This is a genomic window from Weissella cibaria KACC 11862 (assembly GCF_000193635.1).
GTDB lineage: Bacteria > Bacillota > Bacilli > Lactobacillales > Lactobacillaceae > Weissella > Weissella cibaria.
In genome coordinates this window covers 1-25912 of sequence record NZ_AEKT01000026.1, presented here as the reverse complement: position 1 = coordinate 25912, position 25912 = coordinate 1, and the positions used below count along the sequence as shown (strand labels likewise).

General features: G+C 44.5%; 27 protein-coding genes and 1 tRNA gene. 3 read left to right on the top strand and 25 right to left on the bottom strand.

Annotation, left to right across the window (positions count from 1 at the left end; translation table 11 throughout):
* Positions 1-24: 24 nt before the first annotated feature.
* A complete protein-coding gene (locus ESE_RS0105595; RefSeq protein WP_010372524.1) occupies positions 25-597 on the bottom strand; it encodes a hypothetical protein in 573 nt (190 codons plus the stop codon).
* 15 nt (positions 598-612) lie between these two features.
* Positions 613-1002: a DUF948 domain-containing protein gene (locus ESE_RS0105590; RefSeq protein WP_010372520.1), complete on the bottom strand. Its 390-nt coding sequence runs from the start codon at positions 1000-1002 to the stop codon at positions 613-615.
* 307 nt (positions 1003-1309) lie between these two features.
* Between ESE_RS0105590 and ESE_RS0105585 the strand changes: the two genes are divergently transcribed.
* Complete coding sequence (locus ESE_RS0105585; RefSeq protein WP_010372516.1) at positions 1310-2029, top strand: MIP/aquaporin family protein; 720 nt, start codon at positions 1310-1312, stop codon at positions 2027-2029.
* 89 nt (positions 2030-2118) lie between these two features.
* Here the strand turns inward: ESE_RS0105585 and pepF are convergent, their stop codons facing one another.
* From pepF to ESE_RS0105470, 23 genes are all read right to left on the bottom strand, one after another.
* Entirely contained in the window at positions 2119-3933 is a 1815-nt protein-coding gene (gene pepF / locus ESE_RS0105580; protein ID WP_010372513.1) for an oligoendopeptidase F, read from the bottom strand.
* A gap of 39 nt (positions 3934-3972) precedes the next feature.
* The gene (locus ESE_RS11885; protein WP_010372510.1) at positions 3973-5007 is read right to left on the bottom strand and encodes a competence protein CoiA; all 1035 of its coding nucleotides are present in this window, start codon (positions 5005-5007) and stop codon (positions 3973-3975) included.
* A 101-nt stretch (positions 5008-5108) separates the two neighbouring features.
* Complete coding sequence (locus tag ESE_RS0105570) at positions 5109-6473, bottom strand: PTS sugar transporter subunit IIC (RefSeq protein ID WP_010372507.1); 1365 nt, start codon at positions 6471-6473, stop codon at positions 5109-5111.
* A gap of 66 nt (positions 6474-6539) precedes the next feature.
* Positions 6540-7991 carry a 6-phospho-beta-glucosidase gene (locus ESE_RS0105565; RefSeq protein ID WP_010372504.1) on the bottom strand — a complete coding sequence of 484 codons (1452 nt, stop codon included), beginning with the start codon at positions 7989-7991 and terminating at the stop codon, positions 6540-6542.
* Positions 7992-7996: 5 nt separating this feature from the next.
* Positions 7997-8320, bottom strand: coding sequence for a PTS lactose/cellobiose transporter subunit IIA (locus ESE_RS0105560; RefSeq protein WP_010372502.1), 324 nt, complete (start codon positions 8318-8320; stop codon positions 7997-7999).
* A gap of 45 nt (positions 8321-8365) precedes the next feature.
* Entirely contained in the window at positions 8366-8683 is a 318-nt protein-coding gene (locus ESE_RS0105555; protein ID WP_010372498.1) for a PTS sugar transporter subunit IIB, read from the bottom strand.
* Between the two features lie 21 nt (positions 8684-8704).
* Positions 8705-10162 (bottom strand): 6-phospho-beta-glucosidase, encoded by a 1458-nt coding sequence (locus ESE_RS0105550; RefSeq protein WP_010372495.1) that lies wholly within the window; start codon positions 10160-10162, stop codon positions 8705-8707.
* Positions 10163-10456: 294 nt separating this feature from the next.
* Positions 10457-11206 carry an adaptor protein MecA gene (locus ESE_RS0105545; RefSeq protein WP_010372493.1) on the bottom strand — a complete coding sequence of 250 codons (750 nt, stop codon included), beginning with the start codon at positions 11204-11206 and terminating at the stop codon, positions 10457-10459.
* Positions 11207-11431: 225 nt separating this feature from the next.
* Positions 11432-11830 (bottom strand): transcriptional regulator SpxA, encoded by a 399-nt coding sequence (gene spxA / locus ESE_RS0105540; protein WP_010372490.1) that lies wholly within the window; start codon positions 11828-11830, stop codon positions 11432-11434.
* Positions 11831-12172: 342 nt separating this feature from the next.
* On the bottom strand, positions 12173-13285 hold the full coding sequence (locus ESE_RS0105535) for a toxic anion resistance protein (protein ID WP_010372487.1): 1113 nt from the start codon (positions 13283-13285) through the stop codon (positions 12173-12175).
* A gap of 2 nt (positions 13286-13287) precedes the next feature.
* The gene (locus ESE_RS0105530) at positions 13288-14058 is read right to left on the bottom strand and encodes a 5-bromo-4-chloroindolyl phosphate hydrolysis family protein (protein WP_010372485.1); all 771 of its coding nucleotides are present in this window, start codon (positions 14056-14058) and stop codon (positions 13288-13290) included.
* Positions 14059-14189: 131 nt separating this feature from the next.
* A complete protein-coding gene (locus ESE_RS0105525; protein WP_010372482.1) occupies positions 14190-15014 on the bottom strand; it encodes a WxL protein peptidoglycan domain-containing protein in 825 nt (274 codons plus the stop codon).
* 1 nt (position 15015) lies between these two features.
* On the bottom strand, positions 15016-16983 hold the full coding sequence (locus ESE_RS0105520; RefSeq protein ID WP_080553234.1) for a WxL domain-containing protein: 1968 nt from the start codon (positions 16981-16983) through the stop codon (positions 15016-15018).
* A gap of 17 nt (positions 16984-17000) precedes the next feature.
* On the bottom strand, positions 17001-18095 hold the full coding sequence (locus tag ESE_RS0105515; RefSeq protein ID WP_010372477.1) for a WxLIP family cell surface protein: 1095 nt from the start codon (positions 18093-18095) through the stop codon (positions 17001-17003).
* A gap of 101 nt (positions 18096-18196) precedes the next feature.
* Positions 18197-18928, bottom strand: a complete 732-nt coding sequence (locus ESE_RS0105510; RefSeq protein ID WP_010372475.1) for a WxL domain-containing protein — start codon at positions 18926-18928, stop codon at positions 18197-18199.
* Between the two features lie 147 nt (positions 18929-19075).
* Complete coding sequence (locus ESE_RS0105505) at positions 19076-20593, bottom strand: helix-turn-helix domain-containing protein (protein WP_010372472.1); 1518 nt, start codon at positions 20591-20593, stop codon at positions 19076-19078.
* Positions 20594-20864: 271 nt separating this feature from the next.
* Positions 20865-20948 (bottom strand) — tRNA-Leu (locus tag ESE_RS0105500).
* 55 nt (positions 20949-21003) lie between these two features.
* Positions 21004-21516 carry an antibiotic biosynthesis monooxygenase gene (locus ESE_RS0105495; RefSeq protein WP_010372469.1) on the bottom strand — a complete coding sequence of 171 codons (513 nt, stop codon included), beginning with the start codon at positions 21514-21516 and terminating at the stop codon, positions 21004-21006.
* 85 nt (positions 21517-21601) lie between these two features.
* A complete protein-coding gene (locus ESE_RS0105490) occupies positions 21602-22009 on the bottom strand; it encodes an iron-sulfur cluster biosynthesis family protein (protein ID WP_010372466.1) in 408 nt (135 codons plus the stop codon).
* 93 nt (positions 22010-22102) lie between these two features.
* Positions 22103-22522: a hypothetical protein gene (locus ESE_RS0105485; RefSeq protein WP_010372463.1), complete on the bottom strand. Its 420-nt coding sequence runs from the start codon at positions 22520-22522 to the stop codon at positions 22103-22105.
* Between the two features lie 176 nt (positions 22523-22698).
* Complete coding sequence (locus ESE_RS0105480; RefSeq protein WP_010372460.1) at positions 22699-23424, bottom strand: CPBP family intramembrane glutamic endopeptidase; 726 nt, start codon at positions 23422-23424, stop codon at positions 22699-22701.
* Position 23425: 1 nt separating this feature from the next.
* Complete coding sequence (locus ESE_RS0105475) at positions 23426-23620, bottom strand: hypothetical protein (RefSeq protein ID WP_010372458.1); 195 nt, start codon at positions 23618-23620, stop codon at positions 23426-23428.
* A gap of 2 nt (positions 23621-23622) precedes the next feature.
* Positions 23623-24462, bottom strand: a complete 840-nt coding sequence (locus ESE_RS0105470; RefSeq protein WP_010372455.1) for a Cof-type HAD-IIB family hydrolase — start codon at positions 24460-24462, stop codon at positions 23623-23625.
* Positions 24463-24642: 180 nt separating this feature from the next.
* Between ESE_RS0105470 and mscL the strand changes: the two genes are divergently transcribed.
* The gene (gene mscL / locus ESE_RS0105465; protein ID WP_010372453.1) at positions 24643-25038 is read left to right on the top strand and encodes a large conductance mechanosensitive channel protein MscL; all 396 of its coding nucleotides are present in this window, start codon (positions 24643-24645) and stop codon (positions 25036-25038) included.
* A gap of 217 nt (positions 25039-25255) precedes the next feature.
* Entirely contained in the window at positions 25256-25900 is a 645-nt protein-coding gene (locus tag ESE_RS0105460; RefSeq protein ID WP_010372451.1) for a deoxynucleoside kinase, read from the top strand.
* The last annotated feature ends 12 nt before the right edge of the window (positions 25901-25912 follow it).

The following is a 25912-nucleotide window of genomic DNA, read 5'->3' as shown; positions in this document are numbered from 1 at the left end:
TACGTCGTCTTTTCATTTTGGTTATTAAAGCTCTGACAAGCCCTTCTTACCTGATTCTGACAAACCTTGTGTTGGTTCCAAAACTTCAGGCGTAATCGTCTTTGCTTCTTCAACCGCAACAGGTTCTTCTAAATCATCGAATGCTTCTGACAAAGATGGTGCTGTTGGATCCAACACAATGTCAATGTCTTCATCAGCTAACTCTGGTGCAACCTTGCTTCGGACTTGATCCTTAACCTCTGACGCCTTTGACTTCGCTTGGTCAGCTAAATCTTGTGCTTGGGCCTTCAAATCATCCGCCTTAGCGCGTAGGCCGGCCGTCTTTTCAGACGCTTGCGACTTCAAATCAGCAACTTTACCGTCCAATCCCTTCTCAGCCACAAGTTCATCGGCACGATCCCGAACTGAAGCAACGGCATCTGTTGCAGCATACGTATAATCTACTGCCTTGTCGCGCACATCCACAACAACGTCATCAACCTTTGCCTTCAACTTGCTTTGCTCCTCAGCTGACAAGCTCTTGTAGTAGGCGTACCCAGCTGCGGCAGCTACCCCACTAAACAACAATCCTGCTAGAAATCCCTTACCCTTAGACATGCGTTTACCCTCCAATTATTTACTTGATGATGCTTGAGACTTACGTGCTTTACGGAATCCGTTAACTGCGGTTACCGCTGATGCAACACTGGCACCCCGTGATGAAGCTGTTTTCTTCACCTTGCCAGTCAAATCGTGGGTTGCAGCGTTCAATTCTGAAACCGATGTGCCTAAATCAGCCACCGCTTGGAAAGCGGGGTCGATCGTGGCGACCTTGCCATTTACGTCATTCAATAAAGTATTCGCGTTTGCCATAATATCATTCGCTTCACGCGCAATAATATCGACATCACGGGTAATTACACCCAATGTGCGCGTCAAACGCACAAGGAACAAACCGATAAATAGCACCAATAACAAAACCGCGACTGCGATTATAATTAATGCAATTTGACCTGGTGTCATAGTTCTGCCTCCAAACATATTTGATATCTTTAATTTTACCTGTTTATTGAAAGCGTTTCAATGAAAGTGAATCTAATATTATTAGTCTGTTGTGTGTATGGATTATCCATTCGGGTAAACTAAGCCTGGGATACTTTCACAGTCACTTCGTATCATGTGCACATTTTTACAAACTTGTTAAAAACCCTTAAAATTCCTTGTTATAACAACAAATATTTGATAAATTGGTAAGCGTTCGTGTGTGCGCAGAAATGCGACATAATTTGTTTTGGTTAAACATGTCACTTTTTATTTTTTTGGAGGAATTATGGACCACTCATTAGTAGTGCGCTTGTTCGCTGAATTTTTTGGAACAGCATTTTTGGTTTTATTGGGTAACGGAGCCGTTGCCAACACAGAATTGAAGAACACAAAGGGAGAAGAAACTGGTTGGCTGAACATCGCCGTTGGTTACGGTGCTGGTGTGGCTATCCCAGCAATGGCATTTGGTGCTTTCTCTGCTCAAATTAACCCAGCGTTCACGTTGGCCTTGGCCGTTGTGGGCGACTTCCCATGGTCAGAAGTTTTGCCATACATTATCGCCCAAGTTTTGGGTGCTATGTTTGGTCAAATGTTGGTTGTGGCTGCATATAAGCCATACTTTGATTTGACAACAAACGTTGACGCCGTTTTCGCACCATTCTCAACGACTGATGCTGCTAACTCACGAATGAATGGTTTTATCAACGAATTCGTTGGTACATTCGTCTTGGTGTTCGGCGCTTTGGGTATTACGTCATCTGAAGCTTATAAGGGGATCGCTGGTCTAGCACTTGGTGTCTTGGTTGCAACATTGGTTACGTCATTAGGTGGTGCAACTGGGCCAGGTTTGAACCCCGCCCGTGACTTTGGGCCACGATTGGTCCACGCCCTATTACCATTGAAGTTCAAGGGATCATCACACTGGGAGTACGCTTGGGTTGCCATCTTGGCCCCAATCGCTGGTGCAATCGTCGCTTCAACTTTGTACTGGGTATTGTTTAAGTAAAACACGAAAAGAATGGCTTCACTGCCGTTCTACCAAACGTAAAAAGCACAATCTCGATGAGATTGTGCTTTTTTAATTGCGTCAATTAGTTATTCAGCAGCTAATTCTGCCACCAACGCTTCAAATTCGTTCAAGCGCTGTTCGAACACTTTGAATGTATCACGCAAGTAATCTGGCTTAGTCATATCAAGCCCGGCCTTCTTCATCACATCGATTGGGAATGCAGATGATCCGGCCTTCAAGTATTCCTTGTAAGCCGCCACAGCCGGTGCCCCTTCAGTCAAAATCTTATCCGCCATTGCCGTCGCAGCAGCAAAACCAGTACTGTATTGGAACACGTAGAAGTTGTAGTAGAAGTGTGGAATACGCTCCCACTCGTGCGCAATTTCATCATCAAACGTCAAGGCTGGGCCGTAGTAACGTCGGTTAAGTTCACCATAGGCCTCATCCAAAACATCAGCAGTCAATGGCACGCCTTGCGCATCCGTCACGTGCATCCATTGCTCAAACTCTGCAAATTGGGTTTGACGGAAGACCGTTCCCTTCACACCATCCAAGTACTGATTCAAGATATATGCACGCAACTTCTTATCCGTCACCGTCTTAAGCAAGTAATCCGTCAACAAGTTTTCGTTCGTCGTTGACGCAATTTCAGCCAAGAAGATTGGGTAATCGCCGTAGTGGTAAGGCTGATTTTGACGAGTCAAATATGAGTGCACTGAGTGGCCCATTTCGTGAACTAAAGTGCTCAAATTGTTCAGGTTATCAACCCAGTTCAGCAAAATGAATGGATTTGTATCATATGAACCGCCCGAGTAGGCTCCTGAACGCTTGCCCTTATTCTCAATGACATCAATCCAACGATTATCAAAGGCTGTATTGACAACTTCCAGATAATCTTCGCCCAATGGTGCCAACGCCTTCAATGCTTCAGCCTGGGCAGATTCGTAATCAATCGTAAAGTCAGGTTCGCCCAAAATTGGGGTATACAAATCGTATGAGTGCAATTCGTCCAAGCCCAACAATTGCTTTCGGAGGGCAACGTAACGATGCAACAACGGCAACGCTTCATTTACTTCCGCCACCAATGTATCGTACACCACTTCTGGCACATGGTTACCAGCTAAAGCAGCTTCACGCGCATTATCATAGTTGTGAACCGCCGCCATAAAGTTATGACCCTTCACGTGACTGGCAATCAAAGATGCAAAGGTATTTTCAAGTGAGACATATGACTTGTAGAACGTTTGGAAAGCATTTCGACGTACTTCCGGGTCAGTCGACTCCAATAAACGTGAATAGACACCGTTTGACAACGTCTCCAGTTCACCATCTTCGTTGGCAACAGCTTCAAACTTAATATCGGCATTATCCAACACACCAAATGTCCGTTCTGACGCCCCAAAAACATCCCCAGCAGCAGCTAACAATGCTTCTTGGTCTGGCGTTAAGACGTGACCTTGTTGCGTCAAGATGCTCTCGAAGTAATGCTTATACGCCCCCAGCTTAGGCTCTGCTTCAAAAAAGGCCGTTAATTCAGCTTCTGAAAGTGACAAAACAGCTGGATCAAAGAATGCAATGGCTGCCGAAACACGTGCTGCCAAGGCTTCAGCTCGATTGCTCAACCCTTGATAATAAGCGTTGGCTGTATCTTGGTCTGACTTCATTGAAGCATAGACATACAGCTTTTCTAAGTCACGCATCACACCCAAACCGTATTGCAACGCATTGTACAAATCTGTACCAGACGTCGTTGCTGATTGGACGAAGAAATCCGCTGACTCTAACCGATCGGCCAATTCTTCAAAGGCATCTTCCCACGCTTCATCAGAAGCAAAAATTGTCTGCAAATTCCAAGTCATTGACTCAGGCAATGCATCTCGTAATGGTAATTCTTTGGCCATTGCTCGCCACCTCATTTCAAAAATATTAGCTTTATTCTATCACTTACTGCCAACAGTATGCACGTGAGAACGTAATTCTCGACATTTTTGATTGAAATCTGCAAACCACTGTACATTTGTGACCAGACGCCAGCGGTCATTTGTTACTTGCACAACCCCCATCGACTGCCATAACACCAACAACTGCGTTAACCACAGCTTCGCAACAGCGCTAGCAGGGGTGGCCCCAAAAGCGAACCATTCAGCCCGTTCAATCACCGTTAGTAGTTGTTCAGCAGGACATGGTGCCTTCTCGAGTATTGTGATTAGCTGCGTGGCCAAAATCCAATGAGGCGTCTTTAAACCGCCCGGTAGTGGCTGCCTGATATGACAACAAATTGGAATCCCGGTGACTGTCCGATTTTGCTGATAAAGTTGTTTTTGCAGTTGCCTGATGCGCCGGTCACGACGCACAACCTGTTGCTGAATTTTCGCCAATTGCCTAATCGGATCGGAATAATCCTCCTGGCCAACATGCGTCCGGCCATCCACTGTCCACCATTCCCGCCATTGAATCCCATCTTTTCCGCGCCATAGCGCTACTTGTAGCGTCTCGTGTCGAATCCGCGCAAATTTCGCCAGTGTCGCTTGTTGTAATTTTCGTTGCTGGTAGGTTGGCCCTAGTACCCACACAACATCCAACCCAAGCTTAGCAAAACCAGCGGTACGACGCTGCACCCGTTCAGCACTGATTGGCGCACATTGAAATTCAATCGCCACTTGTCGATTGTCAAACGTTACGAGCAAGTCCGGCCGTTGTTGAATCTCAGGTAACCAAGGCTCCAACACCACTCGGCCACCAATACTTTCGAAGAAGTCAACCATCGCTAATTTACCTAGCAAATGAACTGCTGATTCACCTTCAGCTAATGCCTGACATTTTTGTAAGCTTGTATGCGCGAAGTGAGCTTGTTTAAGGCGGCCTTTTTTGACTGTCACCGGAGTCTGACACCCTGGACAAACATAATTGCATTGTTTATCAGCCTTATCCGCCGTCATTAGCCCGGTTGTGCCAAGCGTTTGTGCAATGTACATTTCATCACCTCCAACAAAGATAGACGCATGTGACCGACATTTGTCCAAAATAAAGAAAAAAGCACCACTCAGAACGAGTGATACTCTTATCAAGGTTAAATTTAGTTAGCTGGGTTTTCTTCCAACTTTTCAATATCAGCGGCTGATGGTTGTGCATCACCTTGTTCTTCAGCAAGCAATACCTTGTCGTACTTGCGAGCGAATGGGTAATACATGAATCCTGTCATCACAAGCATAACCGCTTGCCACAACGCACCTTGCCAACCACCGACAATCAAACCTGACACAATTGCGGGCGTCGTCCATGGTACATACATACCATTAAATGGTGGAATAATACCCATTGCAATCACGGCATACGTCGCGAAACCTGAAACCAATGGCGTCAAAATGAATGGGATAGCCAACAATGGGTTCAAAACCAATGGCAATCCGAACAAGATTGGTTCATTGATGTTGAACAAAGCTGGGACAATTTCCAACTTTCCAAGCGTCTTCATTTGTACTGACTTGGCACGAACCAACATAAAGATAACCAATCCGATTGTCATACCTGAACCAGTCACCGTAATGAATTGATCCATGAAGGCTTGCGTCACAATGTGCGCCCCGTTATCCAAAGTCAACTTACCAGCCTTATACAAAGCCAAGTTATCAGCATTGTTTGCCAATAGCAATGGCGTCATGATACCACCCACGATTGTGGCACCGTGAACACCGAAGAACCACAAGAACACTGGCAAGAAGGCGACAACGACAACACCCAACGGTCCATCGGTTGCGTGTTGCAATGGTGTTTGAATCGTGGCATAAATCCACTCAACCATCGTTGTATTAAAGCCAAGCTTGAAGATACCATAAATGGCTGTTGCGACCGTAACAATTGCAGCACCTGGAATCAAAGCCGTAAATGACGCCGCAACGTTAGCAGGCACTTGTTCTGGCAACTTGATGGTAAAGCCCTTCTTCATGAACCATGAATAAGACCAACCAACCAACAATCCAACGATAATGGCCACGATCATACCCTTACCACCAAGCCATGCCTTATCAATCACACCTGACACTTGCCAAACCGTTGAGACACGTTCTGGGTTCGCGATGCTAGTGACCGACTTAACTGTATCCGGTTGCAAAATGATATCGACCACAATGGCCAACATACCGGCAGGCACTGCATCGTGCCCCTCATCACGCACCCATGAGTACGCAATACCGAATACGGCAAACAATGCCATAATACCAAATGACGCGTTGTTAGCTTGCATGAAAATTGGACCTAAACCAATTTCATTTAAATAATCTTGGACCGCTTGAATTGGGAATTGTCCCAAAATCAAGAAGACCGCGCCAATCACAATGAATGGAATTGGGTAAAGCATTCCATTCTTAATTGCCGTAACCGCCTTCGTGTTAACGAATTTCATAACTGGCGGCAACAACTTTTCATTGATGAAATTATTCATGTTGTTTTCCTCTACTTATTTCGTATCGTTACTTGCATGTCATCACCAATTCTCAATTTGATTAACCTACCCCAAATCCTCTCCATTTGAGGCAATCACTTGCTGATACCACTTAAACGAGTCCTTACGATAGCGCGTGCCCGATCCTTGGCCCATGTCATCCAGGTCGACATAAATGAAGCCATAACGCTTCAACATTTCACCTGTCGAGGCCGACACAATATCAATTCCTGACCATGGTAGATAGCCAATTAGCGGAATGCCATCTAAGGCAACGGCCCGCTCCATCGCTTGGATATGCCCTTGGAAATAGGCAATGCGATAATCATCGTGCACTTCATGTTCTGGGGTCAATTCGTCATAGGCACCAAAGCCGTTTTCGACGATAAACATTGGCTTATGCCAACGATCCCACATCCAGTTCATCGCCCAACGGACGCCAACTGGATCAATTTGCCAGCCCCAATCTGACTTCTGCAAGAATGGGTTGTCACCGTGATTCGCTTCCTCATCATATTCCAACCACTCATCGCCAGTATCGGATACTGTCCAAGACATATAGTATGAAAAGGCCACATAATCCACGGTATTCTCAGCCAAAATTTTTTCATCAGCCGGTGTAATATCGATTTTGAAACCTTTGTGTGCCCAGAACTTTTTTAGCCAGTTTGGATACTGACCCGTTGCATGGACATCACCCCAGAAATAACGCGACTGCATCGCCCGTTCTGCCATCAAAATGTCTTCTGGCTTTGAGGAAGCTGGATAAACTGGATTCATGGCAATCATATCACCGACCAATAATTCGCATCCCATCTCACGTGCGATTTCATGGGCCCGCTTTGTCACCAATGCGGAGGCCAATAACTCGTAGTGTGACGCTTGATACATCAGTTCTTGCGCTTCGTCTGCCTGATAATCTAGCAATCCTGAGTTTTGCAGCATTGGATGCGGATCCATCCAAGACGTTTGATTATTAATTTCATTGAAGGTCATCCAATACTTGACGCGATCCCCATAACGTAGCATCACCGTATCGGCAAACTTCAAGAAGAAATCAATGACTTGACGGTTACGGAACCCACCGTACTTCTTAACCAGATGCAACGGCATCTCGAAGTGGCTTAACGTGATGACTGGCACGATGTCATTTTCAATCATCGCATCAATCATCTTGTCATAGTAAGCCAAGCCGGCTTCATTTGGCGTTTCTTCATCCCCATTCGGGAAAATACGCGTCCATGCAATTGATGTGCGGAAAGCCTTTAAGCCCAGTTCCTTCATCAACTTAAAGTCTTGTGGATATGACTCGTAAAAATTAATTCCCCGGTGGTTCGGATAGTTACCATCCGGTAAAACTTCATCCGTTACTTCACGGGGCACCCCATTTTTGCCGGCCAACATCACATCAGCAATCGACACGCCCTTGCCATCAACATCCCAAGCGCCTTCAAGTTGATGCGCAGCAACGGCAGCTCCCCATAAGAACCCCTCAGGCATTTGGTATCCTTTAACCATTACAATTACCCCTCCAACTTTTGCACACGCTTCATCAACTCAATGAGTTCAATAGCCATGTCGCGGAACGTAATGGCATTCATCAAATGATCTTGGCCGTGAACCATATAGAGATCAACTTCTGTGTGCTCACCTTGGGCTTCCTTAGTTAGCATATCCGTTTGCACATCGTGCGCCGCTTTCAACTCTTCGTTTGCGAGCTTCAAAGCACCCTCAGCTTCATCAAACTTGCCTTCCTTCGCAAATTGAATCGCTTGGAAAGCCTGGCCCTTTGCGTTACCGCCGTGCATAATCAATCCCATAACAACTTCCATACGTGCGTCATCCATGGCTATATCCCCCCGTTGTTCGCTATTTAGTATCGTCTGATGTGATTACATCATAGCCTCGGCTGTTGCCAAAACCTTATCACCCTTCATCATGCCGTAATCCATCATGTTGATAACATCCATTGGAATGCCGGCTTCATCAGTCTTCTTCTTAACTTCATTCTTCATGTATTGCACTTGTGGCCCAAGCAACAACACATCTGGCTTTTCAGCTGAAGCTAATTCACTGTCAATATCTGCCGTTGACTTCGCGAAAATCTTGTAGTCCTTACCGGCTGCCTTTGCTGCATCTTGCATCCGTTGTACCAACATTGACGTTGACATACCTGCGGCGCACGCTAACATAATTACCTTATCTGCCATGTTTAAATCCTCTACTTTTCTTTATAGTGTCACACCTTGTGAGGTGATGACTTGCTTATACCACTCAAACGAATCCTTGCGTAAACGTTCGCCAGAACCTTCACCCATATCATCTAAATCAACATACACGTAGCCGTAACGCTTACTCATTTCACCGGTTCCCGCTGAAACAATATCAATTGGTCCCCACGACAAGTAGCCAATGACTGGGATTCCATCGTTAACAATTGCCTTTTCCATTTCAGCAATATGGGCCTTCAAATAATCAATCCGATATTGATCATGTACCTGGCCATCAACCACTTCGTCATAGGCCCCAAAACCATTTTCGACAATCATCAACGGCAGACCTGGGTACAAATCATTCAGCTCGTTCAACGTATAACGCAGGCCTTGTGGATCAATCGCCCAACCCCAATCTGAGACCTGCACCTCAGGATTTGGCACAATTTCAAAGCCGTGCGTCTCTTCAAATTCCGTATAACCAGCTGACGTTGCTTTAACAACGAACGAGTTATAGTACGAAATTGCCAGATAATCAACTGTACCAGCTTGTAAGACAGCACGATCCTCGTCAGTAATGTCCGGTCGGAAGCCTGTTCGATCTGCAAAGGCTTCAAATTCGGCCGGATATGCGCCACGGACGTGCACGTCTGAGAACCAGTCGCGTGCTTGGCGGGCTTTTTGGACCGCCAAATTATCGGCTGGCTTTGGTGACGCTGGGTATAGCGGCGCCACATTCAACATGCCCCCAATCATAAATTCTGGGTTAATCGCATGTCCAATTGCGACGGCCTTTGCACTCGCAACGAGCTCATAGTGCCCAGCTTGCACCATTGCGGCAAGTTTTTCTTCCGTTGGTGTGCCCTCTGGAAAACGCAACCCTGAATTGGTCCAAATCATGAACTCGCTCATCGCTTCATCGACCAAATTCGCCTGATTTGAAATCTCATTATGCGTCATCCAATATTTCACCTTATCCTGATAACGGTTAAAGACGGTCTCCGCATACGTCACAAAGAAATCAATCACACGCCGATCTGACCAGCCCCCATAAGCTTCAACCAGATGATATGGCATCTCAAAGTGATTTAACGTCACCACCGGTTCAATCCCAAGTCGATTCATTTCGTCAAACAAATCATCGTAAAATTGTAGCCCCTCTTCATTCGGTTGCGCATCATCACCATTCGGAAAAATACGCGTCCAAGCAATCGATGTTCGAAAGGCCTTAAAGCCCATTTCTGCCATCAACGCCAAATCTGTTTTGTACGACTCATAAAAGTAGATCCCGTGATGATTTGGATAATTCAATCCGGCAATCACGCCGTCAGTAATTTGACGTGGCTGGTTATGTGCCCCAGCAGTTAAAATATCTGCAATTGACACGCCCTTGCCACCGACATTCCAGGCTCCTTCGGCTTGGTGCGCAGCAATGGCACCACCCCACAAGAAGTCACTATCTAATTTAAGTCCCATGTTATCCCCCGTACGCCGTTTTTAGTTCAACAAAGCCGGCTGTCAGAATAGTGCGTATCGCCTGCTTCGTTGTAACAACTATATTACAGTTATATTTTGTAAAAGTTTCGAATAATGAGAACTATATGTGAAAGTGGCGGGTTCTAGTCTGTGAATAAGGTGGGAGTATTTACAAAAATCAGGCTTTTCACTTGGGCAATGAAAGCGTTTTCTTCCGCTAGCGATTTTAATTATCATTGCACGAAAAAAGCCGAACCGACATTTCTGTCGATCCGGCTTTTATTAAAAACACTATTACTTAAAGAATGACAAAACTTGCGTTAAACCATTCTCACCAAAAATTGTGCGACCATGTTCAGCAAGTACTTCAGCTGCCACTGGCGTAACATCACCGTATTCGCGAGCCACAGCCGTAATATCTTGGACGCCTGCCTGTGAAACTGACTCATCAAATGACAACTCAACATAATAGTCCTTGTTGTATTCAATGACCTTTGAGTCACCGACTTCTTCTTGCATCATCTTTGCAAATTGGATAATTGCTTCAAAGTCTTTAAACTTCAAAATAACTTGACGACGACCCTGCTTATCACGCGCCAATTCGCGTGCAGCATTAACCATCTGGTCGGCAGCCCGTGACTCAGCTGCGGCACGTTGCTGGCGTGCTTGTGGCTTTTTCTTAGCCCCGTCACCGTCATTATCTAACAATTGCTCTAATAATCTATCAGAAACATCATCGTTTACATCACCAGCATCACGATTGCCAAACATTGAGTTGATAACACCATCCATCATGGCCTTATCCCCAATATTCTTAGAGATGAACAACTCCAAGCCGTTACGGTTTGGCAATACTTGGAAGGTAACCGCCTCATTATTTTCGAAATCATGCTCGACATCAACTTCTTCCAAGATATTGTAGAAGAAACGTTCAATTTCTTCTTGGTTGCCCAGCAAGTCAATCACTGAAATACTGCGCTCAGCGAGATCATCGTTGGTCACCACCACTCGAATTGTATCCTCGTTAATGCGTTCCATTTCCATTATGGGCACCCCTTTCCTTCCCAGTCCGCGGGAATCTAGCTTTGCTTACTATTATACCAAATTTCCGAAATAATAGTCGATATATTAGCATTAACCACGTGCGTTCTAGGTGTGCTAACCCACCCATTACGTTTCCTACCGCACCCCAGTATAAACGAACGTGACATGATGGGGTAAAAAAAGACCATCGGAATGGCCCTTTTATGTATGGTGGATATGTTTACTTTACAGATCAGCCAAAGCTGTTGCTCGGGCCAACTCAGCTTGTCGCACCTCGTGTGGCAAGAATCGACGAATTTCGTCTTCATTATACCCAACCTGCATCCGCTTCTCATCAATCATCAAGGGACGCTTCAGTAAGGCTGGTTGCTTTTGAATCATTTCAATTAGTTCACCCAACGATAAGTCGTCCAATGAAATATCTAATTCAGAAAAAAGTTTTGACCGGGTTGAGATAATTTCTTCGGTACCATCTTCCGTCATGCGCAAGATGTTCTTAATCTCATCTCGTGTCAATGGCTCTTTGAAAACATTACGCTCTTTATAGGGAATTGCGTTTGCTTCTAGCCATGCGCGCGCTTTGCGGCATGATGTACAACTAGGTGATGTATATAACGTGACCATATTTGCCCCCTTTCGGCTACTACGGTGTTACTGCTACCTATGGCTACAATTATAGCCGTCTAGTTGTGAACATGTAACCCCTATTTTTACGAAAAATTGCGAATAAATTACAGTGCTATGACAGTCACAATGTGCTGTCCTTGACCATTTATTAAAAAATGATTAAGAAAAATTCGTATCAGGCCTGCTAGCTTTTATAGTAAGTTGTTACGATCTATGTAGGCATTGATATGCAGATTATATCGTGTCAAATGTTTTGCTTATACAACCTAGGTATCAAAAGATTTTATGAATAGCCTATGAAAAAAGCTGGCCGATTGTCATATTCGGTCAGCTTTTTTATTAATTCACATTCTTGCGTGGTACCGATTCGTCGGCCATTGCCAGCAGTTTCTGCTTTAATTCCGTTTCCATCTCCTGCATCTTCACTTCTGCATCGGCCCGCTTTTGACGGCCATCACGCTGAATTTGCATGGTTTCTTCAATGGTTTCAATCAGATTAGCTTGGGTATTTTGTAAGGTTTCAATATCAATAACCCCACGTTCATTTTCCTTTGCAGTCTCAACAGCACTTTGTTTCAACATCTCGGAATTCGCTTGGAGCAATTGATTAGTCGTATCTGCTACCGCGCGTTGGGCCGCCACAGCATTCTTTTGCTTCAACAAAGTTAACGCAATGGCAACTTGGTTCTTCCATAATGGAATAGCTGTTGAAATCGACGATTGAATCTTTTCGGCCAATACTTGATTGGTTGATTGAATCAGACGAATTTGCGGTGCTTGTTGCAAGGCAACTTGACGCGTTAACTTCAAATCATTGCTGCGCTTCTCTAAACGTTGTTCAAACTGCACCAAGTCCTGCACCTTTTGGGCATCTAATTGATCACCTGACGCTTGCGCAACTTCCCGGGCAGCGGGTAATTCGCGATTACGAACATCACTTAACTTCATTTCAGCACCTGCAATATAAACATTAAGTTGCTTGAAGAAATCTAAGTTTTGTTGGAACAAACCGTCAAGCATTTTGTTATCAGCTAACAAAGTCTCTTTATGGCGATCAAGGCGTGCCGCAACATTATCAACCTGGGCACCAATCTTCTGATATTTGGCAGTGACTTCATAAATTGACTTCTGAACCCGCTTAAAGACGCGTGCAAAGAAGCCTTGCTTCTCTGGAATCAATTCATTGGGATTCGCTTCACTCAAATTCCCCATCAATTCCGTCAGTGCATCCCCAATTGGACCAACATCTTGATTTTGCACCCGATCCAAAACGCCCTGTGAAAAATCCGTTAAATTCTTTTGGGCATCAGAGCCATAAGTCAAAACAGAATCTGTGGCAGACATATCAAGGGTTTGTGCCAACTGTAATGCCTTGGCTTTTTCGTCAGACGTCAACGTATCTGTTAACTCGGGGGTCGTTGCTTCAGGTGTTTTTACTAACTCTTCCGTCATGTTTATTTCCTCATTGTTCGTTTTGCAGTATCCAATTGATCTTGCAAAGATGTAATATCATCACGCGTGATACGGCGATAATCTTGCTGGATTTGATCAGCCAATTGGCGCAACACATCTCGGGCAGCTGCTAATTGTTGTTTATCAGATTCATCAATCATTTCATGGCTAATAATGTCATGATACGTCATCAAAATCTTTTCCATATTAGGTAAATGTGTATAAACAAAATCGTCTGCGTCCGTCAGCTGCGTTGGATCATCTGCGAGTTCCTTCACCACACCACGAGCGTACCGAATCACTTCGGTTTCGGTCGCAATCTTGCGTAGCCCATTCGTTTCAGTCAGTAGCTGTTCAACATGCGTCACACTGTCGTTTGTGCGATTAAACACGGCTTTAAATACCGTTAAATCCCGTTTGTTCAACCCTTGACCGTTAATTTTTAATTTGGTCTGAGTCGTTAATTTAGTTGGCGCTTTAACATGGCCCACTAGCACTTGGCGCGCACCAATCACGGCCACCGTCAGCACAATTTGTAGCAACCAGCTCACCCCTGAAAAAGACCAGGTCGCTGCAATTAATGCGAGTGGCAAAATCCAGCGCAAGACCGTTTTTGGTGCGACAAAAATTGCTACCAGCAGTCCAGCCGTTAAGGCCGAACTAGCTGCTGCTTGGACGGGCGAAATTGCACCGACACCAATAAACAGCGCCAGAATGGTCAGCCACTTGCCACGCCGTAATTCCTTTTTTGATAGTTTTTCTAAATCAAACATCTTTATTCCCCTCGTCGGTTCTAGATTTTATTATACGGCTATTAATATCGCTCTGTATAGCATTTTTACATCGCACCCGTGATATCACAAAAAGCCCTTAGCGACGCACATCGCTAAGGGCTACTCGTTGACTATTTAACTTTAACATTATTCGTAACGGTTTGATGCACTGTCTTGCTAGTAAACCGTGTCGTCACCTGATAGTCACCCGGTTGATACGTGTGTTGATCCAGCGTCATAGCTGCCGTGACATTAGGCGCCAATTGCTTACCCTGTACCGCTGCCTGATGTACCACGTGTCCCCTGGCATCTTTCACGGTTTGCGTCACTTTCACCTGATTAATAAACTGGTTCGCCTTATTATTGATACCAATACCAATTTGATGACCCATCGTCCGTGCTTGTAGATTAACCTTCGCCACTTTTTTTACGTGACCCGTGTGCAGCACAACTCCTAAGACATAGGCATAGCGATTTGCTAACATTTGCTGTTGGCTACGTTGCCGTTGCGCCGTCACTTCTTGAAAGTGGAGACCACCAGCGATTACCCCGTTCCCCATTGTCTTTGGCAACCGGACCTTGACGGTCAAGTAACGGGTCTGACCAGCAGATAATTTCATTTTCTGGGTACCTGTCGCTAATTTTTCAAACCCTAGTCGCGGGTTAATTGCCTGACCAACAGTGCGATCATAGACAACATCACCAAGCGGATTTGTCCGCGCCGGTTCGGGAATCATGCGAACCGTTTTCGTCGTCTGCGTTAAATTTTTAACCTGCATTTTCAGGACAACCACTTGTCCCGGGTGCGTCTTCAAATCGTAGTAATGCGCCGTTTTATCAAGTTGTGCTTTCATTGGTTGTGGTGTCACCGCAAATGGCAACCCATCTGCCGAAACCGAAGGGGCGAAAAGCCCTAATGTTAGGACCAAGCCTAACAAAATTCGTCGTTTTTTCATCTTACTTATTCCCAACCGTATCTAAAACGGTCCACGTTAAATCTGCCGTGTAGTCACCTTGTTGCGCACTACCACCTGGAATAGCCAGCTTGACGGCCTGATCCACATCCCGACCGTCAGTTTGACCTAAATCAGATTGGCCACCAAAAACCGCCAACCAAGTACCGGGTATGTTTGCTTGGTTTGTTGTCATAATCGTTGCGCTTTGACCAAATGCCACCGTTTGCTTGTCAACAACGTTCCCCGTCAATTTTCCTGGCGTAGTGGCCATTTTAGCATTATCAAACGATAATGATGCCCCCTGCAACGGCTTGCCCGTGGTCTTGTTTTTCAACGCTGACGTCGCCAATTGGAGCGTCCAGCCACCCGCTTGTGCCCGCAAGTCAGATACTTGCGCGTAAACAGGTGCAATCAATGTACTGTGTGCATCATCAGCAAACTTTTGTGCACTCGCAGCATACGTTGTCGATTGCCCTGAAATTTTTTGCTTTCCAAAATCCAAAGTCGAGGCATAGTCGACCGTCAAGATGCCTGATTGTTCCTTCCCCACTGGCGTATCCGTCCCTGGAATCAACGGATTTACCGGCTTGGCATAATCGGGATCAAATGGATTCAATGGTTTGTTAACCAACGGTGCATAGGTCACAATAACGGTATCTTTATCACCCAACTTACCAGTGACCGTTGCGATATCTGGCTTATAGCCCACAATATCCGGTGAGGTCACACTATAATCATCCCCGTCATATCCCGACTTTGTGACCGAGTCAAAATAGGTCCCCAGCTGCGTGGCATATTGATACTTAATCGTCACCTTGTTTTTCTTTTCATACGTTAAATCAAAGTGATTCGTATCATCATCACTGTTGGCAATCGTAAACTGTTGATAATTTTTGCGGTTATCACCCGTAAAATCGTAGCCAGCTACTTTAGGTGCAACATACACAAAGTTAGGATCAAATTTGGTCGTCTTGCTTGCCGCATCAACATCAGCATCACTTTGCACCACCGTAACCGTATTTCCCACCACCGCTGGCTTCTGGGCTGGATTAAAGACTGGCGCTTTAAAATCGCTCGCATCAACCGTCGTTTTGGCGGCGACACCGTTAAAGGTTGCTTGGACGGTTCCATACTTCACGCTAAACGTCTTCATATTGACGGACATGGTTGAGGTTTCATTACCCGTTGAACCAAAGACAGAGAACCCCATGTTACGGGCCACTGTCACTGTTTGTGTCCAAGTCTTGCCGTACCCAGTTATCGTGATATTACCAACCACTTGACGACCGTCACTTGAAACTGACACGGGTGCCCAAGCAAAGCCGACATCATCACCACCACGACTTAGACTGACGTTTTGCGCTTGGTCGTTGCTACCGATGGTTTGTAGTTTACCCGCACTATCAGTGTGTCGGAATGACGCATATTGCTTCGAATTAACACCTAGCGACGTTCCGATGTTCGAATCACCCATATCCGAGTTGTAGTAAAAATCAATTCCCCAGAATATCGCATTTGAGAATCCGGTTGTCCCGTTCTTACCAATTCCTAAGTACTTATTAGGCGTACCATTTCCCATTTGCGATGGGTCATACGGTGCTAAAATCATCCCCAACGCATCACCGGCTTGACCAAAAATACTATTACCACCAGAACTCGTTTTAAAACCGCCTTTGAAATTAAACGATGATGTCATATCAATCTGATACTTAAAACTCGCTGACCCATATTGATTAGAACCCCCGTTGGTCAGTTGCGCCCAACCATTCGTAAAGCCAGAACTCGTCCCACCTGGCAAGAAAGCGTTCGTCATTTCATCGACACCAGCGTAATTGGCAGCCGGCTCACCAATTTTAGTTGCCGTTTGTAAATCTTGGACGGTGACAGTTGCCGCCAACGCCGGTGCCGCATAACTAGTCAGCGAGACTGCCAGCGTTGCCAACATGATCTTGATTAGTCCCTTTCTCATTAGTTTTGCTCACTTTCTTACTCATCATCACGACGGCGCTTCCATAGAATGAACCAGAACACTGTAATCAAGACTGCTAGTAGTACAGCTAACAAACTCCACCAATTAAAGGCATCCTTTGTAACCGTAAAGTCCGCCTTGTTGTATTGCGTTGCCTCTGATCCCGTAATCGTGAATGTCTTTTCAAAATGCCAGCGGTGGGCAAACTTTGTCGTCTTAGCGGCATCCGTAAATTGATAGCCACCTTGATCATCTTTTTGACCATATGCTGTTAAATCTAGGACATACTTGCCTGGCTTCATCGCAGCGCCGTTTGCATACGCGATTGCCAGGTCAAAATTTGAATTTGGCGCCATTTGCTGATCCGTATTCGTTTGTGATAATACCGTCTTATCACTGTCGGCCTTTTTAATGATAGCGACCGTTGTAAAGTCGTTAATATACTTTGCCAATGGATTTTGCAAATTAGCCTTAATCACATTACGGGCGTTCACTTGACCAGCAGCCACTGTATGCAACTGCAAACCAGACCGTTGAATTTGATTAAATGTAAACGGTGTGTCTTTTTGTTGTCGCATCAGAACGGCAATTTGGAAGGCATAGACATTTTTCACCGCCATGCCGGCACTGGCTGCCTGGGCATGTTGTTGTGAATCCTTGTCGCGGAAAGTGAAAGCGCCCGACGAAATACCCGTTAGACCGGCTTGCGGTACTGTGACATGCGCTGTTACCTCCTTGGTTTCACGTGCCGCTAGCGTCACATCTTGTGGTACCGTAATCATGTCCTGGGTCTTGGCTGTTAGCGTTGGGTCTAATTTCTTTTGATCCCCCTCATAATCAACTTCACCACCACCATTCGTTGTTGCCGTTGTCACATCAGCATTCACCGTGACGGCGTGATCCGTATTATTTGTATACTTAAGTTTTAAATCCTGGGTCGCACCTGGATTAACCATCAAATCAAAATAGCCCGCCTTTTTTGCAAGCTGGTTCTCTGGTAATTCCGGTACCACTGAAAAGGTGTAGACGCTTGCCTCTGTCGTCTGACTACCACCAACAAGTAGACCAAGTGTTGCCAACACTGTTAGGCCTAAAATTTTACCAATTTTCATTTTCTCTGTTTCCCCTCTTGATATGTAAAATCCCACAAACGTCATCGTTTGTGGGACTAATGTCTTTTTCGCCAAAACGACGATTCAAATATGTGATTTTACTAGTCAACGCTACCGGCTGGACGTTCTGCCAACGTCCATTCCAATGTTGACGTGTATGCTGCGGCACGCTTTGTCGTCGCACCTGGCACCGCCAATGAGATTGATGAATCTGCTGACTTATCATCCCCAAATCGGTCAACCCACGTTCCTTGACCTTGGTTAGCTGCTGCATCAACAATTGACTTTGATACACCAGGTGTCAACGTGAACTTTGGTGACAACTTACCTGGTGTTCCCGCCGTTGTGCTCGAGCTGGCAACCAAGTTAGCATTGTTAAATGTCATCGTTGCCCCAGTCAAATCATTCTTGCCGTCGTTAAACTGTCCCAATTGCTTAACTGACAAGTTCCAGCCGGCATCAGTTCCACGGTTATCTGTTACTTGAACATAGTTAGAACCCGTGTGTCCATCTGCAAACTTTTGTGCAGCAGCTGTATAAGTTTGATCAGTTGATGCGATCTTTTGTGTCCCAAAATCTAGGCTTGAGGCAAAATCGATTGAAAGTGGTCCAGCCGTACCAGGATTTGGATCCGTTCCATCAGGATTCTCAGGCTTTGAAGGCGCTGGGTTATCTGGATTGTCAGGGTCGATTGGTGCCGTTGGATCCGTAGTTGCTTCAAATGTTACCTTTGCGTTACTTGAGTATACGGCTGAGTCAGCAAATGCTGAAGGTGCCAATACACTCAATGCCAATGTAGCCGTCAAAAGTGTTGTTACTGTCTTCTTTGTCATTCTTCTTTCCCCATTCTTCGTGACAAGTACTTTGTTGAAAACGTCCTCCTGTTTTCGACACCTTTATCATAACCGGTGGGGTCTAATTACAAAATGTAATAATTTTTCTCAAAAAAGAAAAAGCGTGCAAATGCACGCTATGACTGACTATTCAGCAATTCCAAGTTGCTCGAACCGGGTCGCAAACTTCTGTGCTTTCAGTTCAGAAAGGCGCGTCCGCAATTGTTCAAGTTCTTTGACATTTGGTAAATGTTGCCAATCAAATCGATAACGACTATCCACATCGGTCAACATGGCATCTGAAATCACCAAGTCGACGTCGTCTTCGAAACGATTGGTAAACACAATATTAAACTCCGCCATTCCCGCAATCATTCGCTTCAAAATGACTTCTAATGCCGGGCGATAGGTAATATCGATATCGACTTTAATCGGCGGAAAAATGACGGCAGGCTCAAAATGAGCCACAAACGCTGTAAAGAGATAACTAAAAAATAACTCTTCTGCGTCACGAACCGGTTGCTTAACAAGCGGCGCTATCTCACGACTGACATTGAGTGCCATCTCAACCAAGACTGGATACATCCGGTAGGCCTCACGTAAATCAAACCGGCGACGATGACCACTATCACGGGCATACAATTCGAATGTCAGGACCGGTGCAAATAAATCACGTTTGATTTTTTTTGCACTTGCTGCCGACATTGACGCATTAAAATATTGTTCATGGTACTGCCCAATCACACCAACAATGGCGGTTAGTCGTTGTTGTAACGTCGGTGTCAAATTGCCGAACCAATCAGTTTCTCCAACAATATTTAACGCATACAAATAAAATAGGGTTTCACGGGCCTCGTCGATAGCCTGTGCCTCATTAATCGTATCGTGCGTTAATGAATCAGCAACCATCTTTTGAATCAACGCCTGCGTTAACGCATCCATTTGATCATTTGGGCGTAAGACATTATCCAAATTGTGTGGATCGACGAAATGCCCCGTACGCACACGTAATGCCGCAATCGTATAGTAAAAGCGCAATGCAATTCGCTTTGAATCACGAATATACGACTTCGGCATAATCGCAGCCGCTAACCGATCAATCCCAGCATCTGCTTGGATTTTCAGGTCCTCACCATACGGAAACTCACGATCTCCAAAAAAGCGCAGCGCGAGTCGATAAAAAAAGACCCGGATGGCCGATTCGTCGCCCGTAAAGCGGTACTCATCATCAATCCCAATACCAAGTGGCGCCAGATGTTTCACCACATAGCGCTTAATATTGCGGGTTGTGCTGACCGTTGTCAAAAAACGTTCCGCAAAATCTTCGTATGACGTAATTGTTTCAAAAAACACTTCTTTAATAAACGTCCAATAAAGTGATTCGCGTAAATACACCAACATCACAGCGTCCGTATTAACGTGACGCGACATCGGCATGTGCAACATTTTATCGTCTTGTTGTACTGACAACAACGGTTCTTCTTCATCATCGTAAATTGTCATTAAATCCTCAGCTAACTGGTGTGCAACTGTGATGGTTAAATACTTTGACCACCCCAGCGCTTCGCCCACCGTTTTAACTGAAATATCGGCTGTCAGTTGCTCTCTCAAAAACGCTAACAGCTCGATTTTTTCATTCTCTTTCTTCTCCAGCATCCACTGCATTACTTGGCATCCTCCCTTAAAAATGCCTCATACCACACCTATTATTATATGTGGTTAAGTAATTATCCGCGTGCTTATTTTTTACCATTTTTGCGATTTAGAAAAAAACAGTCGTTGATGCATTGTTGTAGCAAATTTGTAGCAAATGGTTTGGTATTTGTAGCAAATTTACGGTAAATCACGGTAAAAACAGCCTAAACAAAAACAAAGAAAAACCCCGTCATATCAGCGCTTAAGCCGGTAAAACGGGGTTTTTAAATATTAATAAGAATGCCGCTGACAGGAATCGAACCTGCACGGGATTGCTCCCACACCGACCTGAACGGTGCGCGTCTGCCTGTTCCGCCACAACGGCATATCAATAACAGTAATAACTATACCAGATTATTAGCCATTATTGAATACTTTTATTAAAAGACCTGCTTTGAGAAGGCTGCAAAACTATATTGTTTGCGCATCAAACCGTATAGTGAATTACTGCTCTCGTATTGGCGTAGCGGGAAATCTTCCTTTGCTTGCCAATTTTCCCAATCAGTCTTCATGTTCCACGTTGACAACATCACAATTTGATGTGAATTATCGTTTCGTTGCAACAAATAAGAACTAATAAAGCCCGGCTCTGTCATGCCTTCTTCATACGCTTGGTAACGTCGAATAAAATTATCACGCTCCATATCATTTAACGTGATAAACGTGAAATTCATCCAACCACGCAAGTCGCTGGTATCACCACGTTCAGCCAGAATTTCATACGTGGTTGGCATCGCAAAAATTGACTTCTTATTAGTGGTCTTTTCAAGCAACTGGTAGCGTTCCTTGTCTTCTTCATCTACTGTTAGCAGTAATTTGTGATCAAGGTGTTGGTTGCGGACGTCTTGTAAAACAGTTCGAGACCCAAACGTTACATGTAAATACTCTGTCATATTTTTATCCTCCATGATCGTTCCCCTAGTACAGTTACTATTATAGTCACTTATCATGAAGAATGCGCTGACAAACTATTGTTTTTTAGTGGATTTCAGGTCCATTTTGATTTGCATCGTATGCCGCAATATCAACGGACGTTGCATCCTTAATTGCCACACTCTCAACCAAGCGCCCTTGTTCCACTGAATCCAATGCCAAACCACCGAAGTTATTCTTCTTGCGTAATTGCATCTTATCAGCAAGCAACGACTTAGACGTTGCCTTGATATACCAGGTACCTGCATTCGTCTCAACCGGCATGTCAAACCATCGTTGATATGGGGCATCGTTGTTAACAATGTTAATTGTGAAACTCGTTTCCATTGTAATGTCCAACGGATCATTGTAAGGACTGATACCATCTTCAGCTGCTAGTAAAACCACTTGTGTCTTGGGATCAAAATTATTCATCAAACGATTCATCGCATAATCATCTAGTTCAATATACATCACATTTACCTCGACTTTCTATTGTCATCATAGAATATTTATCAGCTTAACTGTGAAAAAAAGGGCCGGCCAACAATGGCCAGCCCAATTTCATTAGTTGTTACCTTCAGCTTGTTGACGGGCAATGTAGCCACGTGAAGTTGTTTGTGCGAAAGGTCCATTTACCATTTGCATACGCATACGCAAGTTTTGTTGCACGTTTTGGTTAATCGTTTGTGCGACCAATGGTGTGACATCAGCAGGCACTTCTGAGTCTACCTTCGTACGGATTTGACGAATCAATTGGTAGAAGTCCTTACCCTTACGCATCACCAATTCATTTTCAGCAGCTTCGAAAGCGAAGTGTGCGTCATCCGTGTCCTTGTTGTACACAAAGTCCATGAATTGTGATGTCACAGCGTCGTTCTCGTAGTTATCTTCTTCACCTTGCCAAAGGCTTGCCGTCTCCGTCAAGTATGCTTCAACGTCAGCTGGATCGATGTAAACTTCCTTCAAATTAACCATGAATGCCATGTGCAAAATCCTCTTTCGTCCGTTTTTATATTAAATCTACTTACTATTTACAAGTATTAGTTTATCTAATTGTACCGCTTCTTGCACTGAGAAAGGGAGTGCCAAAGACACCTTTTGTGTTGCATTTTCGAAACACCAGGTATATGCAAAAAACGGCATCGAAATGCCGTTTTACCTTAATGATGCAAAGCCATACTAATTAAGCTAATGGCCGCAACGCTATTATTTAGCATATGTGTCAACATCGAATACTGAATCTGCTTAGTCTTCTTGTACACAACCGCCAACGCAACCCCCATAAGTGAATACTGGATCATTGGTAAAAATTGGAATTGTTGAAAGACGTGAAAGTACCCAAAAAGGACACCAGAAAGCACCACATTCAGCCACCACGGTCCATCTTTAAAAAAATAATTTAAGACGACACCACGGAAAATAAGTTCCTCGACCAACGGTGCTACTACAACAGCCAACAGAATGACAAATAGCAGCGAGGCACCACCAGCCTTAGCCATTGATTCTAACGCGGCCTGATTCGTCGCCGTCACCCGACCACCTGTAAATACATATTGCAGCAGGCCTGACACAGCCCCAGCGCCTAAAATCATCAGGTAACCCTTACCGACCCAACCAATTTTTTCACTTCTAAATGGATGAAAACCCGTTTTAGGCGCTTTTTTTCGCACCGCAAACAGCATCACTAACACCGTAATTGTCGTAAATACAGCCACAAAGAACAGCATCAACAGAATTGGTAAGATATTATTTTTGGACACGTGGAGCATACTTGCAGCACCACGGTTAGCAAACATGCCCGACACTTGAATGGCAAAATCCAGGATGATACCGACCACAATCCAAATCAAACCGTTACCGATATTGCGAAGTGTTTCCTTTTTCATGCTAATCGTCATCCTCCTTTTTCGGGCGCAAGGCCATTGTTAAAAGTGTCATCAACACCGTCACTGCCACAAAGGCCAAAATGAACACGATGATTGACAGCCAAAGTGGCCACATAAACGTTTTCGCTACGTACGCTAACCCGATGAACAGCACCATGACAACGGCACTGGCACCAACCTGAATTGCTAATCCCATTTTTACTTAAAGTCCTTCAGTACGTATTTTTCAAGAATTTCTGCAATTGCACCTTCGTTATTTGTACGCTCAGTGACAACCGCAGCGGCCTCTTGCACCGCCGGAATACCATTGGCAACACTAACCCCCAAGCCAACCGCTGTCAACATTTTGAGGTCATTATTATTATCCCCAGCTGCGATAATCTCATCACGCTGAATACCCAGTTTTTCACCAAGCAACAACGAAGCTGACCCCTTATCAACACCCTTCGTATTAAATTCAACATATCGTGAAGATGAAAACGTTGCTTCAACAGCATCCGCACCAACCGCAGCTAAGACAGCATCCCGAATCTGTTCACGCACCGCTTGATCAGGATGTTCAAAGATAACTTTCATAACGGGCTGTTCGTTCGCCAAGAAAGCCAAATCATCGCTTGCCATCAATTCGTAAGGCACCCCACGTTCAGCCATATACTGTTTATCAGTTGGTGAAATATTGTAAATAAACAATGTGTCAACCGTATAAATATGAACGTCGACCTGGTCATTAACCAAACCTGCCCGGAAAATTTGTGCAGCTAATTCGCGGTCCATGCCCCGTGTCAAAAGTACTTGATTGTCCTTATTTTCAACAATTGCTGCCCCATTATATGAAATTACGTACTGGCCCGCTTGGTCATACAACCCCAACGTCTTCAGCAACGCTTGTACCGAGTTAAAGGAACGACCGGTGTTTGGCACGAACTTAAAGCCATGAGCCACAGCCGTCTTGATTGCCGCCAAATTGTCCGCGTGTACCGTACCGTCATCATTTAATAGCGTTTCATCTAAATCAGAAACCAACATTTTGTAAACCATTTTAAATACCCCCTATTATTCCAATAGTCATTGTATCAAAGAACGACTGCAATTCGGCCGTTTTATTAGAAATATGTCTTTTTCTCAAAATTTTGTTTATGTGGTTAAACGTTATTACTTGCTGTCCCAAATACGGTACAGGTATAATTAGCTTACCAAAGGAACATAGGAGAGTATATTATGCGTAGTTTTATGAACGAATTCCGTGATTTTATTATGCGCGGAAATGTGATGGATTTGGCAGTTGCCTTTATTATGGGAGCTGCTTTCCAAACTGTTGTTAAGTCAGTTGTTGATGATTTGATTATGCCACTTGTTGGTATCGTAACTGGATCAATTTCATTTTCTGCTATCGTTTGGCACATCGGGTCAGCCGACATCAAGATTGGGGCCTTTATCTCAACTTTGATTACGTTCTTGTTGACAAGTTTTGCAGTCTTCCTCATCTTGAAGGGTGTTCGTAAGGCACAAGCTTTGACAAGCAAGGAAGTTGAAGAAGAAGAGGAAACGGTTCTTGAAACTGAATTGGGCGTTTTGCAAGAAATCCGTGATGCTTTGGCAACAAAGAAGGACTAATTCCGAACGTTGAATTTCGTCACACAATAGACACATACATTTAACTTTAAAACAAACGCCTGTCTACCGCGGTTTTAGCCGGTATGGCAGACGTTTTTTATTTGTCAAGCCGTTGATATAATTTCAAAATTTGGCTAAGATAGTTAACAGCAAATCAAACACAATTGCGTGGTTTGATAATATAAAGATACAAAATTCTGAAGGAAGAAGGACTACCATGGTGATTATCACGGCAGGTATGATTGGTGTTGGTAAGACGACATTGACTGATTTGATTGCAAAGCATTTGGGGACGCAAGCATTCTTTGAACCCGTTGGGGAAAACCCAGTGTTACCACTTTACTACGCTGATCCAAAGCAATATGGATTCCTATTGCAAATTTACTTCTTGAACAAGCGCTTTGCGATGATTAAGAAGGCCTTGACCGACGACAACAATGTCCTTGATCGTTCAATTTACGAAGATGCCCTCTTCACACAAGAAAACCACCGCGAAGGAAATATCTCTGATGCTGAGTTGGATGTCTATATGACCTTGTTAAACAACATGATGTCTGAAATCCAAACTATGCAAAAGGGACGTCCTGATTTGATGGTATTCGCCGACGCTGACTTTGATACGATTTTGTACCGTATTAAGAAGCGTGGTCGTGATTATGAACAATTTGAAGATAACGACGAGCTTCGTAGTTACTACTTCAAGATGTGGAGCGCTTACCAAAAGTGGTACGAAGAGTACGATGCTTCACCTAAGATTAAAATTGACTTGCAACAATATGACTTGGAAGAAGCTGACAACCGCCAAGCTGTCTTAGACATCATTGACGCACGTCTTGCTGAACTTGACGCAACTGTTAAGTAATCGCTAAAAACG

Excerpts from the sequence above, each read along its gene's own strand:
- ESE_RS0105595 (WP_010372524.1), bottom strand. The coding sequence starts at position 597 with ATGTCTAAGGGTAAGGGATTTCTAGCAGGATTGTTGTTTAGTGGGGTA.
- ESE_RS0105590 (WP_010372520.1), bottom strand. The coding sequence starts at position 1,002 with ATGACACCAGGTCAAATTGCATTAATTATAATCGCAGTCGCGGTTTTG.
- ESE_RS0105585 (WP_010372516.1), top strand. The coding sequence starts at position 1,310 with ATGGACCACTCATTAGTAGTGCGCTTGTTCGCTGAATTTTTTGGAACA.
- pepF (WP_010372513.1), bottom strand. The coding sequence starts at position 3,933 with ATGGCCAAAGAATTACCATTACGAGATGCATTGCCTGAGTCAATGACT.
- ESE_RS11885 (WP_010372510.1), bottom strand. The coding sequence starts at position 5,007 with ATGTACATTGCACAAACGCTTGGCACAACCGGGCTAATGACGGCGGAT.
- ESE_RS0105570 (WP_010372507.1), bottom strand. The coding sequence starts at position 6,473 with ATGAATAATTTCATCAATGAAAAGTTGTTGCCGCCAGTTATGAAATTC.
- ESE_RS0105565 (WP_010372504.1), bottom strand. The coding sequence starts at position 7,991 with ATGGTTAAAGGATACCAAATGCCTGAGGGGTTCTTATGGGGAGCTGCC.
- ESE_RS0105560 (WP_010372502.1), bottom strand. The coding sequence starts at position 8,320 with ATGGATGACGCACGTATGGAAGTTGTTATGGGATTGATTATGCACGGC.
- ESE_RS0105555 (WP_010372498.1), bottom strand. The coding sequence starts at position 8,683 with ATGGCAGATAAGGTAATTATGTTAGCGTGCGCCGCAGGTATGTCAACG.
- ESE_RS0105550 (WP_010372495.1), bottom strand. The coding sequence starts at position 10,162 with ATGGGACTTAAATTAGATAGTGACTTCTTGTGGGGTGGTGCCATTGCT.
- ESE_RS0105545 (WP_010372493.1), bottom strand. The coding sequence starts at position 11,206 with ATGGAAATGGAACGCATTAACGAGGATACAATTCGAGTGGTGGTGACC.
- spxA (WP_010372490.1), bottom strand. The coding sequence starts at position 11,830 with ATGGTCACGTTATATACATCACCTAGTTGTACATCATGCCGCAAAGCG.
- ESE_RS0105535 (WP_010372487.1), bottom strand. The coding sequence starts at position 13,285 with ATGACGGAAGAGTTAGTAAAAACACCTGAAGCAACGACCCCCGAGTTA.
- ESE_RS0105530 (WP_010372485.1), bottom strand. The coding sequence starts at position 14,058 with ATGTTTGATTTAGAAAAACTATCAAAAAAGGAATTACGGCGTGGCAAG.
- ESE_RS0105525 (WP_010372482.1), bottom strand. The coding sequence starts at position 15,014 with ATGAAAAAACGACGAATTTTGTTAGGCTTGGTCCTAACATTAGGGCTT.
- ESE_RS0105520 (WP_080553234.1), bottom strand. The coding sequence starts at position 16,983 with ATGAGAAAGGGACTAATCAAGATCATGTTGGCAACGCTGGCAGTCTCG.
- ESE_RS0105515 (WP_010372477.1), bottom strand. The coding sequence starts at position 18,095 with ATGAAAATTGGTAAAATTTTAGGCCTAACAGTGTTGGCAACACTTGGT.
- ESE_RS0105510 (WP_010372475.1), bottom strand. The coding sequence starts at position 18,928 with ATGACAAAGAAGACAGTAACAACACTTTTGACGGCTACATTGGCATTG.
- ESE_RS0105505 (WP_010372472.1), bottom strand. The coding sequence starts at position 20,593 with ATGCAGTGGATGCTGGAGAAGAAAGAGAATGAAAAAATCGAGCTGTTA.
- ESE_RS0105495 (WP_010372469.1), bottom strand. The coding sequence starts at position 21,516 with ATGACAGAGTATTTACATGTAACGTTTGGGTCTCGAACTGTTTTACAA.
- ESE_RS0105490 (WP_010372466.1), bottom strand. The coding sequence starts at position 22,009 with ATGTATATTGAACTAGATGATTATGCGATGAATCGTTTGATGAATAAT.
- ESE_RS0105485 (WP_010372463.1), bottom strand. The coding sequence starts at position 22,522 with ATGGCATTCATGGTTAATTTGAAGGAAGTTTACATCGATCCAGCTGAC.
- ESE_RS0105480 (WP_010372460.1), bottom strand. The coding sequence starts at position 23,424 with ATGAAAAAGGAAACACTTCGCAATATCGGTAACGGTTTGATTTGGATT.
- ESE_RS0105475 (WP_010372458.1), bottom strand. The coding sequence starts at position 23,620 with ATGGGATTAGCAATTCAGGTTGGTGCCAGTGCCGTTGTCATGGTGCTG.
- ESE_RS0105470 (WP_010372455.1), bottom strand. The coding sequence starts at position 24,462 with ATGGTTTACAAAATGTTGGTTTCTGATTTAGATGAAACGCTATTAAAT.
- mscL (WP_010372453.1), top strand. The coding sequence starts at position 24,643 with ATGCGTAGTTTTATGAACGAATTCCGTGATTTTATTATGCGCGGAAAT.
- ESE_RS0105460 (WP_010372451.1), top strand. The coding sequence starts at position 25,256 with ATGGTGATTATCACGGCAGGTATGATTGGTGTTGGTAAGACGACATTG.